Genomic DNA, 15,843 nt, shown 5'->3' on the forward strand with positions numbered 1-15,843 from the left:
TCTACAGTTAGATAAAAGGTTGCTTTTTAAACATTTTTTATGAAAGTCCTATTAACAATTGTAACATTTCTGAGAATATTTTGGCTAGATGGCGACATGAAATTTCCTGGTTTTTCCAGTTCATTGAATGTTGGTCTCTATCTGAAGGTTGACTAAAAGTCAATTTAAGAAACGATCTGATTCAAATAATTTTCCTCATATTTGTTAAAGTATCTCAATGAGAACTATATTCATTCTCTTCTAACAATTGTTTAATTTTTCTGGCAATTGGGAATTGTAAATCGGGAATTGCGCATGGGGCATGGGGCATTGGGTGTAGTTATTCCCCTTGTCTCCCCTGCTCCCCTGCTCCCGTTCGGCTACACTCACGGCAAGTCTGCTTCCTGCTCTTTTACTTCCCTGCTTTCCTACTCTCTAAAGAGGGCAGTACTCTTGGATAGTTTTTACATCCAAAGTCGTATTTTGTAAGGAACGGATAGCGGCGACAGTAGCTTTTGCACCAGCGATGGTAGTAATGATGGGAATTTTGTAAGCTAAGGCTGTGCGGCGGATTAACCTAGCATCAGTCTGGGCTTCTTCCCCTGATGGTGTGTTGATAATAAGTTGGATTTTCTGGTTTTTGATCGCATCTAGGACGTGGGGACGACCTTCATGGAGTTTTAAGACTAATTCAATATTTAACCCCTGCTCCAGAAGAACTCGGCGTGTACCAAGGGTAGCCATCACTGTAAAGCCCAAATCGATAAATTCCTTGACCACACCACTTGCAGCAGCTTTATCGCGATCGCTCATTGATACAAATACAGTTCCCGTTAGCGGTAAACGCTCCCCAGCACCCATCTCCGCTTTGGCAAAGGCACGGCCAAAGTCACTGTCAATCCCCATCACCTCACCAGTGGATCTCATTTCTGGGCCCAATATTGTATCAGTTCCTGGGAATTTATTAAAGGGTAATACAGCTTCTTTTACAGCAATATGTATGGGAATGACTTCCTCTGTAAAATTTAGCTCCTCTAAGGTTTTACCCGACATAATTAAGGATGCTAGTTTCGCTAGCTGTACGCCCGTAGCTTTAGATACAAATGGCACTGTGCGAGAAGCGCGGGGATTGGCTTCTAAAATGTAAACTTGGGGAGAATAGCTGCTTGCACCGACAACGGCAAATTGAATATTCATCAACCCTACGACTGACAATGCTTGTGCTAGCTGTATCGTCCAAGTACGAATCTGATTGAGAACTGCTGGTGATAGGGAAATGGAAGGTAAGGAACAAGCAGAATCTCCTGAGTGAATCCCTGCTTGCTCAATGTGTTCCATAATACCGCCAATTACCACTCTTCCTGTATGGTCGGCGATCGCATCGACATCGACTTCAATCGCGTTTTCCAAAAACTTATCAATTAAAATCGGATGTTCTGGTTCTACGAGTACCGCAAAGGTCATGTAGCGTTCCAACTCAGAATCGGAATAAACGATTTCCATCGCCCGTCCCCCCAACACATAGCTGGGACGCACCACCACTGGATAGCCAATACGTTTGGCGACAATCAGCGCATCTTCGTAACTCCGCGCAATACCATTAGGTGGTTGGGAAATATTCAACTGTTGGAGAATCTTTTCAAACCGCTCCCGGTTTTCTGCCATGTCGATGGAATCTGGCGATGTTCCCCAAATTTTAGTGAGCAGTCCTGATGCGTCATTGTTAAGAAACTCTTGTAAAGGAATAGCCAACTTTAGCGGCGTTTGTCCGCCAAACTGGACAATTACCCCGACTGGATTTTCAGTTTCAATGATGTTAAGAACATCTTCTTTTGTTAACGGCTCAAAGTAAAGGCGATCGCTGGTATCGTAGTCTGTCGAAACTGTCTCTGGGTTAGAGTTGACCATAATTGTCTCATACCCCGCATCCTTCAAAGCATAGGCGGCGTGACAACAACAATAGTCAAACTCAATTCCTTGTCCAATGCGGTTGGGGCCACCACCCAAAATCAACACTTTTGGCTTGGTTACAGGCAAAACCTCTGTTTCTTCTTCGTAGGTAGAATAGTAGTAGGGAGTAAACGCTTCAAACTCAGCAGCGCAGGTATCCACTGTTTTGTAAACTGGGATGATTCCTAGTTGTTTGCGGTAGGCGCGAACTTCATCTTCGGTGGTTTTGGTGGCATAGGCAATTTGGCGATCGCTATATCCGTCCCGTTTCACTTCATAAAGTTGCTCTTTTGTCAATTGCTGCAAAGGTGTCCGTTTGAGGAATTTCTCGACATCTAGCAATTGCTGAAATTTATCTAGGAACCAGGGGTCAATACCAGTCAGTTCGTAGATTTCCTCAGCACTAATCCCTAGTTGCAAGGCATGGCGCACGGAGAAAATGCGATCGGGGTTAGGTGTTCGCAGTTGGGCGCGAATTTGTTCGCCACTGGGTAATTTTTCGGCTCCATCGCAACCCCAACCAGCGCGTCCGGTTTCGAGCGATCGCAGTGCCTTTTGGAAGGATTCATTGAATGTGCGCCCAATTGCCATTGCTTCTCCAACTGATTTCATTTGGGTTGTCAGCACTGCGTCAGAACCAGGGAACTTTTCAAAGGCAAAGCGGGGAATTTTTGTCACCACATAGTCAATTGTCGGCTCAAAGGACGCGGGAGTTTTCTTGGTGATGTCATTTTTAATTTCATCCAAGGTGTAACCCACAGCCAATTTTGCGGCCATTTTGGCGATCGGGAAACCCGTGGCTTTGGAAGATAAAGCCGAACTGCGGGAAACGCGCGGGTTCATCTCAATTACAACCACATCGCCATTAACTGGATTGATGGCAAATTGAATATTAGAACCGCCAGTTTCCACACCGATCTCGCGGATGATTTTAATTGCCATATCCCGCAGCCTTTGATATTCTTTATCAGTAAGGGTTTGCGCGGGAGCGACGGTAATAGAGTCTCCGGTGTGGATGCCCATAGGGTCAAGGTTCTCGATGGAGCAGATAATCACCACGTTATCTGCCAAGTCACGCATCACTTCGAGTTCATATTCTTTCCAGCCGAGTAAAGACTGGTCAATGAGAATTTGCGAAACAGGGCTGGCATCTATACCTACCTGTGCCATTTCTTCAAATTCTTCTTGGTTGTAGGCAATGCCGCCGCCACTTCCACCCATTGTGAAAGCTGGACGAATAATTAGGGGATAACTACCAATTTGACGGGCAACAGCTTTGGCTTCTTCTAAAGATTCGGCTGTGCCACTGGGACATACGGCTACCCCAATCCTTGCCATTGCTTCACCAAAAAGTTTTCGATCTTCAGCTTTTTCGATCGCTGGGAGTTTAGCGCCGATTAACTCAACGCCGTACTTTTCCAGCACCCCATTTTTGGCTAAAGCAACGGCGATGTTGAGCGCGGTTTGTCCTCCCATCGTTGGTAGGAGAGCATCGGGGCGTTCTTTTTCGATGACTTTTTCGACCAATTCCGGTGTCAACGGCTCAATGTAAGTGCGATCGGCCGTTTCCGGGTCGGTCATAATCGTTGCAGGGTTGGAGTTGACCAAAACCACTTCATAGCCTTCTTCTCGGAGCGCTTTGCAGGCTTGAGTGCCAGAGTAGTCAAACTCACAGGCTTGTCCGATCACAATTGGACCAGAACCTAACAGTAGAATCTTCTGGAGGTCGTCACGGCGGGGCATAGTCGTTGCCTTGGAATACGAGAATAGAAATCCTGATCATTTTAAGGGTCTTTACCCCCTATGGTGCTTTTTATTATTAAGTTTTCTAAGTTTGATGACAGGAAGGAGTGGGGGAGTAGGGGAGCAGGGGAGCAGGGGAGACAAGGGGACAAGGGGGAATTATTGAACAAGTCTTTTCCTTTTTTCTTGTCTACCTTGTCTCTTCCCCATGCCCCATGCCCCATGCCCAATGCCCAATGCCCAATGCCCAATGCCCAATGCCCAATGATTATTTTGTATTTCTAATTTTATTTAATTATCATGCTCAAATTTCTAAACCTTTTGCGAATCTTTATTATTTAATCTGATGAAACTTGCAATAAATGATGATTTATTTTGGTGTATATCTGTCTGCTTATTTATATACAAAGAAATTATTTAAATAAAAATTTATTTTAACTAGCTAATTGCTAAATATTTTCAATATTAAATATTATATAAATATGTTTACTTAAATTAAAAATGGCAGAGAAATAGGGATACCATTCTCTGCCATTTTTTATATTATTTTAATAGTTGGTGCTACCAACTTTTTTTCAGTCTTGGTAGACAAATCTAGATTATGAGAATTTTAGCTTTGAGCTGCTTGGACAAACCCTAAAGTTAAGCTGTCTTTGGCGAGGAAGTGAGATAAATGATACGCACGTTCCTCAGTTTTCAACAAAATCTTTTCGTACAGATAGCGCGTACCTCGATCGCCTAAACTCTCTGCCTGAGCAGCTTGGCGACGAATTACGCCAATGATTGCTTGTTCGGCAGCTAGATCGTTTTCCACCATTTGGCGAGAGGAATATACGCCTTCAGATTCTTGCTCAAAACAGGTTAATTCTGCTAATTTGCTGAAGGTAGCTACTGGCACACCACCCAGTCCATCTAAACGTTCTCCAATTTCATGAACGTGGTCTTGTACTTGGTTGTAGCTTTCGTTAAAAAACTCATGCAGAGAGTAAAATTCTGAGCCTTCAACTACAAAATGATGCTTTTGGTACTGCAAGTACAGTGCCTGGAAACTAGCTAATACAACGTTAAATCCTTCTGTTACTGGAGCAGTTACACTGCGATCCAGTAACACAGGATTGTCATATACATGACCAAAATTCCGTAACAAAGTTTGCGTTTCAGACATTGTTCTCCTCGCTATTTAGCAATTATAGATTTTAACTGCTTATTCTTTACATATTAACATTTTCACAATAATAGCAAGCCAATTTGCCATCACAATATTTTGTATTTTTGTTTACTAAAAGTCTTAAGTTTATTGTTTGCTAGATTATGGCACGCTCATCAAGTTGTGTATATTTCTCATTACTGTTGACATGAAAATTTAAGTGTGCATCCATCCCGAAGGGAGGAGGGGAGATGGAGGAGTAAATGCCTCCTTGGCTTAATATTCCTCGTCATCCCCCTCATCTCCCTCATTGGGGGATTGCAAGAATTATATTTTTTTTCCAAAATTAATGAGAATTGTTTGCACTTAAGGTATGCTGGTTTTAAGAGGCTAGACTACTAAGATTTTCAAAAAGCAGGAAGTTAAATGGCCGTAGTTACTACAAGTTTGTTGCACTTTGAGGGCAATTCTCTTGAAATCGTATAGTTCAGAAATAGAAATAAACCACCTTGTAGAGGTGAATTGGGTAGACCGCTGGCAAGTCTATCAACGCTTAGAGGAGTTAGACATTCCCTGTAGTTGTGCGACTAACCAGCCATTAAAAGTTGAAATTAGCAATCCGACTGCGGCTGTTCAACTTTGGAGTGTAGTACGGCGATTTACAGCCTCTCGTCAAGACCAAATTTGGACTCTTGAGTGTTGCTGGAAAAGTCGCTATCAACAGTTCTAATTTTTTGCTACTGCTGAGAATATCTCGCTTGACAGCTTGTTTTAGTAAAAAGGAGGTTAAAAAATGGGTGCATCTCACAATATGGAAGTATCAAAATTTTGCCTTGAGGGCAGATTTATAGATTTTGTTATTAAAGACGGCTATAAGCTAAAAGGTTTACTGCTAAGTACTCATGAGGGTGAATGCTACGTTAAACTCGCTAAACACTTACGGGCTGCTTTTGATTTGCGGCTACCAGCAGGTACTTGGCTACAAGTTGTTGGTTATAGAGAATACGATATAAAAAAAGACAAAGTTACACTCAAAGCTGAACGTGTGATGGCGGCGCGTTCTGAAACAGCAACAATTCAAACGATCGCACCAGTCCAAGAACCCCCATCGATTGATAATGTTAAGGTAAAGCCAGCTAAGGCTAAAGCCACTATTTTGGTGTGTCAAAAGTCTGATTGTATGAAACGCGGTGGCAAAGGAGTTTGTCAGGCGTTGGAGGCAGCTTTAAGCGATCGCGGTTTAGAAGACCAAGTTACAATCAAGGGCACTGGTTGTATGAAGAACTGTAAAGCCGGGCCGAATTTAGTAATGCCAGATAAAACCCGCCATAGTCGAATTCAAGCTGCACAGGTTCCAGCGTTAATGGATAAGCATTTTGGTGACAAGAGTTTATCAGCGCAGCCTGAGAATTTAAGGGAAGTAGTGATATCTAATGGCAAGCTTTGGGGAAAAAATTCATAAAATCTTGACATTTCGATGAAAAAGCTTAATAATATCTTCTCAAGTGTGTTCCGTTAAGACTCGGCTGTAAAGCCCGCTAGAAGTTTGTAATAAAATCAAAAAACTGGCTTTAATTAAGGCCAGTTTTTTGAATGAAAAGGATTTTTATTAAGCAATTTTTAATTGGGATGGTTCGATAATTTAAAAAGATTCAAGGGAATGTGATTGATTGGTGAGTACGTAGACGCACTGAGGCTTGTTGTTAGACATCGCTTACAGTGGAAGCGTCAATCATCAATGACTTAAAAACAAATGCCACACACCCCGCAGTGGATATACATCGTTTTTTGGACATTTTCTACGATAGTCATGATTTTTGTATTCCGTCATGACTGGAATCGCCTCGCTAAACTCTACAGCACCCAAGAAGCGCAGCCACAAAACTTCTCCCGAATGCAAAGCGGTTCTGTGGGTTTAGTGTATTACAAAGGAACTTTAAATGTTGGTACAAATTCTCAAGGGATTTATCTGAGTATTTTCCCGTTGTTTAGCTTTGGACTTACGCCGTTGTTGATTCCCTGGAGTGCCATTAGCAAGATTGAACCTGCTAACCAACTATTTATTGAGCGTTTTCGCTTATATCTTGGTTCTCCAAAAGTCAAACTGATTTTAAGCAAAGATATTTTGGAACCAGCTAAAGAATTTTTAGCCACAAAGGGATTTGAGTGGATTTAGACAAATCCCGTTTTTAGCTGGCTGATATCATTCTGAATTTTAAATTTTGGATTATGTCTCTTAATGTGAAGCAAGCTATGCGTAGTGTCTCATTTAATACAGAATTACATTGAGCGATCGCAACACTTTCTCATAAGAAAGGAAAATTCGCTTAACATTTTTATGTAATTGCGTTCAGCCGCCAGTCTCTCGAATGCAAGTAGGCTGAGATATTGCGCTTACCCGTTTCTGTGCCAGAGGTTGAAATCCCAGGCTCATAATGCAAGTCCACTCAAATGGACTTGCATTATGAGAGAGGAAATTGATTAGCAGTTTCTTGTTGGGACTTGTGGGTTTTCTGGAGAGTAGGTTGCAAATTACATGACTTAGTTAGACAAAATAGCAACAACTGTCGGATGGATGTAGCTTGCAGATGGTCAGGGAAGACAATTAAAAAGTCATTTAGGTCTTGGATAGCTTTACCAATAGATTCTGAGGAAGCACCTTTTGATAAGGCATAGCGATACAAATCGTTTGCTTGTTGAGTGTATTGAGCAGCCAAATAGTAAAGGGCTAAATTAAAAGTATTACGCCAGTCTTTAGCATCTTTTTTGCAATGTTCTGTAGCCAGCTTGATAGCGGGTACTAAGACAGTTTGTGCTTTGTGTGGTTGGTTAAGGGCTAAGTAGACTAAAGCACGATTATATCTAGCATCTTCATAGCGTTTTTCCTCATAAGCTTTTAACCCATTTGCTAATTGCTTACCCCAATACTGAACTTCAGCAGAATCCCCATCTTTACCAGCCTGAAACATTGTTTTTGCATATTGTTGGGCAAAAGTGGGTTGATTTTTGAGGATAGCAAGAAATTCATTCAGAGCTACTAGTAAATTCCTTTGCGGTGACTGACATAATTTATGGTACAAAACATTTAAAGTGTGACTTTGCCAGCTAGGATCGCGCTGTTTGTTATCTTCATCCAATTGCAAATCGTTCCGCAGGCTGTCATAATATTGAGCCAACTTACCATGTATGTCAGCCCAACCTTGCGGTGATGAAAGGCGTTTGTGGCATAACATTTGGGTTTTGACGACATCATGATAAACCCAGCCGTTGCTACGTTCGTTGATAAAAGATGTTTCTTTCAACCAAGAAAATAGCTCATCAGCTTCTTCTTCCGTTCTTAATTTGGCTATAACATCCCGGTTCAAGCACCGAGGAATGGCAGCATCAAGCACCACTTGTCGCCGTTTGGGATCGTCAATCCATTTTAAAAAGTTTTTTACAGCACTACTGCTAGGCTCAATTACCTGGTTGGGGTGATTGGGATGAGCATCTGCTAACATTTCCATTAGCAGGGGTAAGTTTCCAGAAACGTTTAAAATCACTTCAACAATGCGATTGTCTGTAATGCCTTTGTGAATTAGGTATTGTTTGGCTTCTTCTTCTGTAAACGGTTCTAGAGGCAAACGAACTATTAATCCTTCGTAGGATGCCCAGTCATTTTTATCTAATTCTTGCCGACTGGCAACGATCATTAATATATTGGCAGAGACTTTACCGTGCTGGTTCTCAAAAATTTCCCGTAGCCAGTTCTCTAGGAATTCTCCGGTGCGTTCTGAGGTATCGAAAAACAGGACAACAGGAGTTTTATCAGCAATTTTAGAAATATCTTGCAAAAATAGCGGGGTCAGAACTTCTTTAGGTTCTTTAACTAAATGTACCTCATCTTTATTTGTAATTTTCTTTGCAACATAAGACGCCCATTCGCCGGCTTGGGTGGCCAAAGCATCCTCATCTACAAAGTCAAATACAGCACCGCCAACGGGAACTCGACGCGCCAGATGCACGCCAGTTTTTACCATAGTTTTCCCAACAAAAGCGGAAAAACCTTGAGGAGCTTCTGGATCTGTTTCTAATTCTTGGCACTTTTGGCAGTAAACTTTGTAGCGATCGCTAAACTGCGTTAGTTTGTAACCTTGCTGTTCTAACTCTTCAGCTATACGACCCATAACCTCTGGTATAGTTTTTTCAACTTCATCGATGTAAGCCGAAATCATTTTTGCTTCGTCAGCAATTTTCCGAAACTGCCGCAGCAAGGTAGTTTTACCAACTCCGCCTTGACCAGAAACGTTAAACAGAAAACAATGGCGATTATCTTCTACTGGTAATGCTAAATTTTGGCGAAATCGGTTTATTTGGTCTTCACGACCGACAAAATTTGATTGTTGACGTTGCTTAACAATATCTTGTAAACTCTTGGGCTTGTCTTGGGTATTCATAACAAGATTTAATTTTGAGGCGTTAATGTCTATAAACAGAACTACCAAATATACAAAATGTATTTCGGAATTTACTAAACTTTTTCGAGATAGTTTTTATGCGTTGACCTTCTGAGGCTCAACGTTGACCTTCTGAGGCTCGACTTTGACCTTCTGAGGCTCAACGTTGACCTTCTGAGGCTCGATGTTGACCTTCTGAGGCTCAACTTTGACCTTCTGAGGCTCAAAGTTGACCTTCTGAGGCTCAACTTTGACCTTCTGAGGCTCGACGTTGACCTTCTGAGGCTCGACGTTGACCTTCTGAGGCTCGACTTTGACCTTCTGAGGCTCAATGTTGACCTTCTGAGGCTCAAAAATGCCTTGGCGAATTAGCGCTTATCGGTGGAGTCTGATATAGACCTAACCCCCAGCCCCTTCCCTTGTAGGGAAGGGGAGTAAGATTCAAAGCCTCTCCCCTTGTAGGGGAGAGGCTTGGAGAGAGGTCAAAGTATATTTTAGATAAACGAGATGCGTTATACAAATCGCGGCTATACAGGCAAAACCTGCACTTCGGCAAGCTCAGTGACCACCTGCACGGGTTTCAAAAATCTTTGAATTTAAAACGCGAAAAGGGCATAACATTGTTATGCCCCTACAAATGACGTGTATTTTACCAAGTTGACAACTGGTATAATTGCCTGTTTCAAGGTTTAGCTAACTGGAACTTCGGATTGCTTTTTCTTGGAGCGGCGGTTAAACCTGCGTCCCATCTCATCAATTACTGCATCTAAACCTGCGACATCACCGCTAGCTTTGGCATAGCTATAAACTGCTAATGCTGCTGCATAGGCTTCGCTAGCAGCAGTTATACAGGTATCATCCACCAGTTCTTGCAGTTGGGTTAGAGACAACAGCACTGGATACAAATCCTCATATATTTCCAAATCCCGGCGCATCTCTTCTAAATCAAAATAACGAGGCAAAAAGTTAGGGTTCTGTGTCGCTACTTCTAAAGCTTTGCTGACAAAAGCCCGGCTTTTATCTCCCATCTTCAGCATTGTTCGCCGATCTTCGGGGGTCAAATCTACTAAAAACGGTAACTTTTCTCTAATTGTAGCGATCGCCTGCATGACTGCTTCTTTATCTGCTGGGGCGAGGCTGGCACTGATACGATTTTCTGCCATTTTTAATACTCCTTTAGGGTACTTAATTTCAGTATTCCCAAAGTTGTAGAGGCGATCGCCTTTGTTGAGAGATAATTAACGATGAAACTGAATGCAGAAATCAAGGCGTAAACAAATCATCGAATATACATCTCCACTAGATGCGCTGATTGCCCTTACCAAACAGTTAAATACCTATGAAATAAAGTACCAAATGAATTCAGAAGAATTTTTTGCCAAATATAGCCAAGGCGAAACTTCTGACGATGAAGTGTTTGTCGAATGGGCAGCAAACTACCAACATTATCTAGCTCTACACCAAGATATAAAGAGCAAACTTAGAGATGTCGCGTAAAGTCATCCAAGCATATTTAGATGAAATAGATCAACTTTTACTCAGATGCTCTAACATATACGTTGAAGAATATAGTGCCGTAATTTTAACGACAGAGAGAGCTAATCTCCGCATTATAATACGTTTCGCTCTCAAATATTGACTAGGAATCAGTGAAGCCTTTGTTATTGTAGATAATCAGATTACATATATCGATTACCGTTATCACTTTCAAAACGAGCAAAATAGTTTGATTTTTCGTTATGACAGTACACCACACTTTCCCAACTTGCCTAGCTTCCCGCACCATAAACATCTTTTCGATAACGTAATTGCTTGCGAAAAGCCACATATAGCCGATGTGCTACAAGAAGTGATGGAGTTTTTAGAGTCAAAACAAAACAATCAAATGTAACCGTTAAAATTTGCTCATTGATGCGTTCCTCCTAACCGCCAATCACAGCGATCGCATTCATCAGAGGAGAACACTCAAAAATACTTGCAATTGCTAATTGCTAACTTTGCTGTTGAAGTTCTAATTTTTTAAACCACGATCCAGTCAAGCTTGTATTTCCAGCAAAAGTGCCTGATAACCTGCTTGGACAAAATGTTGATCGGCCGTGACTGCAATAATTAACCCCTGATCCTGCATGACAATAAACGAAATACAATCAGTTAAACCCTAGGTTTTGTCTAGACGGGATTGATAAAGTTTTAAAGCATGGTTGAGCAGTGGTATGTCTACACTCACAATATACATATTTGGGGTTTGATAGCACTGTTGGATAAACTGCATGGCAGCTGTGCGATTAAAAGCACTCAAAGCATTACCAACTTCGATTAAAACAGCTTCAGTAACCCATACTTCAACAGCATTTCGGACACGCGGTAGCAGCGTTCTAGCCTTGATATGGTATTGATCGCGTGCATTCAGTAACGCCTGGATAAAAACAGTGTCTAAAAATATTCGCTCACCTGTCATGTGTTAATTTCAGGTTGACGTTTTGGTGTGCCATACAGGTAATAATCGTGTTGACTTGCCCAATCATCGGGTGCATCAACTGTTCCAGTTAAACCTTCTAATACATCCCATGCATCAGCTACTTTAATTTGAGATGAGTTAATATCCTCAGAAACAATGGTAATCACATAGCGTTTGTTCGGTTCTAAATCAAGTGGAATATCTGGCCGCAAAACAGAACCATCAAATGTAACTGTTAAAATTTTGCTCATTGTTCTATTTCTCCTAACCGCTAATCACAGCGATCGCATCAATTTCTACTAACACATCTTTAGGTAAACGCGATACCTGCACACAAGCCCGCGCTGGGGCTGTATTTTCCGGGAAATATTTAGCATAAACGGCATTCACCGCCGCAAAATCATTCATGTCAGCCAAAAATACAGTGGTTTTCACCACATCTTGAAAAGTCGCACCGGCTTCTGTGAGGATGGCTTCAAGATTAGCTAATACCTGCTCAGTTTGCTTTTTGACATCATCAGTGTAGACGACATCACCAAGGCGGGGATCGATGGCAATTTGTCCAGCTATAAATATAAATTGACCTGAAGCTGCGATCGCTTGATTATAAGGGCCGACTGGTGCGGGTGCGTTATCAGTATTAATTACTTTACGGGTCATAGATATTACTTTCTCTAACGATGTTTCCTGTTTACCGATTTCTGCTTCAGCTGCGATCGGTTTATAGATTTCTCCATCTGGCATTATCGCACCAGTTAGGTCAGCATCTTTAAAGTTGACACCATAGATATTTGCCCCAGTTAAATCTACCTTCTTCAGCTTTGCCTCTTTCAGATTCGCGTTGATCAAATCTACTTTTTGTAGTTCTGCTTTCTCTAAATTTGTCCCCTCAAGGCAGGCTCTTCTGAAATTTACACCGATAAGATTTGCTGCGCCAAGATCAGCCTGAGTCAGATTCATACCTGACAAATCCTTTTGAGATAAATTAACGCCCCGAATTTTGGCTCCCTGCAAATTAGCACCTTTGAGTATCACTTGAGCTAAGTTTGCTTGACTCAAATCAGCTGCAAACAAGTTAGCTCCACTTAAATTAGCACTAGTAAGATTAGCTCTAACTACCTTTGCTTCATTTAAGGATGCGTCAGTTAAGTTTGCAGAATTGAGTGTTGTATCACTCAAGTTGGCATTATCTAGGTTGGCATTACTAAAGTTAGCGCTACTCAAGTTTGCTTTACTCAAGTTGGCGTTATCCAGATTAGCGTTACTAAAGTTAGCGCTATTTAGTTTAGCTCCACTCAAGTCAGCACTACTTAGGTCTGCCCAACTCAAATTTAAACTAGAACTTTCGCCCAACTCACTCAAATTTGCACCTGTTAGAGAAGCTCTAGTGAAGTTTGCGTTTTGAAGTAATGCTTTACTTAGGTTCGCATCATTTAAATCTACACCCGTCAAATCTGCACCTGTTAGGTCTATTCCAGTTAGATTTGCATATTTGAGGTCTACTCCTCTAAGATTCTCGTTGTGAAATTTTCGTTCTCCTGCGGCGTATTTCTCCAACAGTGTCTCAGCGTCCATAATTCACCTTTAAATACCACTGACACAGTATAATCACAAAAACTTTGTGTCACAGATATTCCTCTCCCCTCTTCTCTCTGCGCTCTCTGTGCCTCTGCGGTTCGTTCCTCCTACCCCAACCTCGGACGTATCCCATAATGCCGATATCGCCAATAATCCCGCAAAATGCGATCGTGGTCAAAACATAAATCACCAGGCACACGCCAAGACTCAAAAATACCTACACCCTTAGCATCATCTCCAGCTACAGGTTCCCCCGTAGCTGTCGCTAAAAACACAATGCTAATGGTATGTTGACGCGGATCGCGATCGGGGTCAGAATACACCAGTAATTGTTCAACCAACTCCACCTGCAAACCCGTTTCTTCCTCAGCTTCTCGCCGCGCCGCCACTTCCACCGCTTCTCCATAATCTACAAAACCACCAGGAATAGCCCAACCTAAAGGTAGATTATGTCTTTCAATTAACACTATTGGCCGATGAGGTCGATCTACTAGTTCAATAATGATATCAACTGTCGGTGTAGGATTTCGGTAAGTCATAGTGATTTACTCATTAGTCATTGGTCATTGGTCATTGGTCATTAGTCACTTGTACTAAGTTTGGACTGCGCGGTAATCGAGCGACTTGTACTGAGCATAGTCGAAGTAAGTCGAGATTCAACTACCGCGTAGTCGTTGGCGTAGTCACTGAGCATAGTCTAAGTGCAGCCTCTCCAAGAGTTGTATTGGTTATTGCCAAAGGACAAATGACAAAGGACAAATGACAAACAAAATGAGTTTACTTGATTTCCCCTGTAAATACCGTTCCGTGATAAATTCGATGCGATCGCCTAGCGTTTCCATCAGACAATTGCTCCCTCTCATAATTCAGGTTACTTATGCCTTTTCCTAGATCCAGTGGCATTTTGCTGCATCCTACCTCCTTTCCCAGTCGATTTGGCATTGGGGATTTAGGCTTAGAAGCCTATCGCTTCATTGATTTTCTTAAAGAGAGCCATCAACAATATTGGCAAGTTTTACCACTGGGCCCCACTGGATACGGCAATTCTCCGTATATGTGCTACTCGGCAATGGCGGGAAATCCCCTGCTGGTTAGCCCAGAAAAACTGCGAGATGAGGGTTTGCTCACTGAAGAAGACTTTGCTAATTTACCAGGATTTCCGGTAGAAAAGGTAGATTTCGAGCAGGTTGTGCCAATTAAGATTGGGCTACTCAAAAAAGCCTGTGACAACTTTAGAGCCAATGCTACGCCCATTCAGCAGAAAGAATTTGCAGGTTTTTGCGACAGTAAAGCTTATTGGCTAGATAATTACGCCTTATTTATGGCGTTGAAAGATGCCAACGACAATGCAAACTGGCACTCATGGAAGCCCGAATTTGTCAAGCGCGATCCCCAAGCATTGGAGCAAGTACAGCATCGGCTCAACGGAGAGATTTATTATTACAAATTCGTCCAATTTGAGTTTTTCCGCCAGTGGTCAGAATTAAGAAGTTACGCTAATATGCGCGGTATTCACATTATTGGCGATATCCCCATCTACGTATCTCATGATAGTGCCGACGTGTGGGCGCATCCCGATATGTTTTGCTTAGATCCAGAGACAGGTGCTGCTGCTCAAATGGCAGGAGTTCCACCAGATTACTTTAGCGCTACTGGTCAATTGTGGGGCAACCCGGTTTATAACTGGGATGAATTGCAAAAACAAGACTTTAAATGGTGGGTACAGCGCTTTGAGGCAATGCTGGATTATGTAGATATAATTCGCATCGATCACTTCCGGGGCTTCGAGGCTTATTGGGCTGTGCCGCAAGGCGAACAAACTGCCATCAATGGTAAATGGGTGGAAGCGCCTGGAGATGCTTTTTTTGAAGTGATTAGGCAAAAGTTAGGCAAGCTACCTGTCTTAGCAGAAGATTTAGGAGTAATTACACCGGGGGTAGAAGCACTGCGAGACAAGTATGAATTTCCGGGGATGAAAATTTTGCAATTTGCCTTTAGTGCTGATTCCGCTAATCCATTTTTACCATTCAATTATCCGCACAATGCTGTAGTTTATACCGGAACTCACGATAATGATACAACTATAGGCTGGTTCAATACAGCCGAGGACGAGGAAAAGCAAAACTTGTTGCTTTATTTAGGTTCTATCAGCCCTGATGGCATTCACTGGGATTTAATTCGCCTAGCTTTGAGTTCTGTAGCCAACCAAGCGATTATTCCCTTGCAAGATATTTTGGGATTAGGAAACGAAGCGCGGATGAATTTTCCCAGTATTGCAGAGGGGAACTGGGAGTGGCGCTATCAAGCAGGAGCGATAACAGACGAATTGCGCGATCGCTTGAAGGTTCTTACCAAACTCAATGGACGCGCCCCAGAAGATCAAGTCCAGTAAGGAGTGGGGCTGAGTAAGCAGGGGAGCAGAGGGGCAGGGGAGCAGGGGAGCTGGGGAGCAGGGGAAGCAAGGGGACAAGGGGACAAGGTGACAAGGTGACAAAAGTTTAGAACTTACAACAAGTCTTTCCCCTTGTCCCCAATTCTTCTTGTCTCCAAAT

15 protein-coding genes are annotated in these 15,843 nt (G+C 42.3%); 7 read left to right on the plus strand and 8 right to left on the minus strand.

The window, feature by feature from the left end; genetic code table 11:
• Positions 1-414: 414 nt before the first annotated feature.
• Both carB and RMX89_RS01950 read right to left on the minus strand, forming a co-directional pair.
• Positions 415-3,672, minus strand: coding sequence for a carbamoyl-phosphate synthase large subunit (gene carB / locus RMX89_RS01945; protein WP_322686661.1), 3,258 nt, complete (start codon positions 3,670-3,672; stop codon positions 415-417).
• 610 nt (positions 3,673-4,282) lie between these two features.
• On the minus strand, positions 4,283-4,837 hold the full coding sequence (locus RMX89_RS01950) for a Dps family protein (protein WP_322669776.1): 555 nt from the start codon (positions 4,835-4,837) through the stop codon (positions 4,283-4,285).
• A 454-nt stretch (positions 4,838-5,291) separates the two neighbouring features.
• Between RMX89_RS01950 and RMX89_RS01955 the strand changes: the two genes are divergently transcribed.
• The 3 genes from RMX89_RS01955 (at position 5,292) to RMX89_RS01965 (ending at position 6,995) form a co-directional block, all read left to right on the plus strand.
• The gene (locus RMX89_RS01955) at positions 5,292-5,549 is read left to right on the plus strand and encodes an Asr1405/Asl0597 family protein (protein ID WP_322669777.1); all 258 of its coding nucleotides are present in this window, start codon (positions 5,292-5,294) and stop codon (positions 5,547-5,549) included.
• A gap of 63 nt (positions 5,550-5,612) precedes the next feature.
• Positions 5,613-6,281 (plus strand): (2Fe-2S) ferredoxin domain-containing protein, encoded by a 669-nt coding sequence (locus tag RMX89_RS01960; protein WP_322686659.1) that lies wholly within the window; start codon positions 5,613-5,615, stop codon positions 6,279-6,281.
• A 291-nt stretch (positions 6,282-6,572) separates the two neighbouring features.
• On the plus strand, positions 6,573-6,995 hold the full coding sequence (locus RMX89_RS01965; protein WP_322687722.1) for a hypothetical protein: 423 nt from the start codon (positions 6,573-6,575) through the stop codon (positions 6,993-6,995).
• A 286-nt stretch (positions 6,996-7,281) separates the two neighbouring features.
• On the opposite strand, the gene RMX89_RS01970 is transcribed toward RMX89_RS01965, so the two are convergent.
• On the minus strand, positions 7,282-9,255 hold the full coding sequence (locus RMX89_RS01970; protein WP_322687723.1) for an ATP-binding protein: 1,974 nt from the start codon (positions 9,253-9,255) through the stop codon (positions 7,282-7,284).
• Between the two features lie 689 nt (positions 9,256-9,944).
• Complete coding sequence (locus RMX89_RS01975; protein ID WP_174708314.1) at positions 9,945-10,418, minus strand: hypothetical protein; 474 nt, start codon at positions 10,416-10,418, stop codon at positions 9,945-9,947.
• A gap of 91 nt (positions 10,419-10,509) precedes the next feature.
• On the opposite strand from RMX89_RS01975, the gene tumA reads away from it, so the two are divergent.
• Both tumA and tumE read left to right on the plus strand, forming a co-directional pair.
• The gene (tumA, locus tag RMX89_RS01980) at positions 10,510-10,752 is read left to right on the plus strand and encodes an antitoxin TumA (RefSeq protein ID WP_322687724.1); all 243 of its coding nucleotides are present in this window, start codon (positions 10,510-10,512) and stop codon (positions 10,750-10,752) included.
• Positions 10,753-10,900: 148 nt separating this feature from the next.
• The gene (gene tumE, locus RMX89_RS01985) at positions 10,901-11,146 is read left to right on the plus strand and encodes a toxin TumE (RefSeq protein ID WP_322700922.1); all 246 of its coding nucleotides are present in this window, start codon (positions 10,901-10,903) and stop codon (positions 11,144-11,146) included.
• A gap of 267 nt (positions 11,147-11,413) precedes the next feature.
• Here tumE and RMX89_RS01990 read toward each other — a convergent pair whose 3' ends face one another.
• From RMX89_RS01990 to RMX89_RS02005, 4 genes are all read right to left on the minus strand, one after another.
• Positions 11,414-11,713, minus strand: coding sequence for a type II toxin-antitoxin system VapC family toxin (locus tag RMX89_RS01990; protein ID WP_322687725.1), 300 nt, complete (start codon positions 11,711-11,713; stop codon positions 11,414-11,416).
• Positions 11,710-11,964: a hypothetical protein gene (locus tag RMX89_RS01995; protein ID WP_322669790.1), complete on the minus strand. Its 255-nt coding sequence runs from the start codon at positions 11,962-11,964 to the stop codon at positions 11,710-11,712. Before RMX89_RS01995 ends, RMX89_RS01990 begins: the two co-directional genes overlap by 4 nt.
• Positions 11,965-11,977: 13 nt before the next feature.
• Entirely contained in the window at positions 11,978-13,288 is a 1,311-nt protein-coding gene (locus tag RMX89_RS02000; RefSeq protein ID WP_322687726.1) for a Rid family detoxifying hydrolase, read from the minus strand.
• A gap of 110 nt (positions 13,289-13,398) precedes the next feature.
• Complete coding sequence (locus RMX89_RS02005) at positions 13,399-13,830, minus strand: NUDIX hydrolase (RefSeq protein ID WP_322669792.1); 432 nt, start codon at positions 13,828-13,830, stop codon at positions 13,399-13,401.
• A gap of 220 nt (positions 13,831-14,050) precedes the next feature.
• Between RMX89_RS02005 and RMX89_RS02010 the strand changes: the two genes are divergently transcribed.
• Together RMX89_RS02010 and malQ are read left to right on the plus strand one after the other, a co-directional pair.
• On the plus strand, positions 14,051-14,182 hold the full coding sequence (locus tag RMX89_RS02010) for a hypothetical protein (RefSeq protein WP_322687727.1): 132 nt from the start codon (positions 14,051-14,053) through the stop codon (positions 14,180-14,182).
• Complete coding sequence (malQ, locus tag RMX89_RS02015; RefSeq protein ID WP_322687728.1) at positions 14,169-15,683, plus strand: 4-alpha-glucanotransferase; 1,515 nt, start codon at positions 14,169-14,171, stop codon at positions 15,681-15,683. Before RMX89_RS02010 ends, malQ begins: the two co-directional genes overlap by 14 nt.
• The last annotated feature ends 160 nt before the right edge of the window (positions 15,684-15,843 follow it).

This window comes from Nostoc sp. DedSLP04 (assembly GCF_034530775.1).
In the GTDB taxonomy this organism is placed as follows: Bacteria; Cyanobacteriota; Cyanobacteriia; order Cyanobacteriales; family Nostocaceae; genus Nostoc.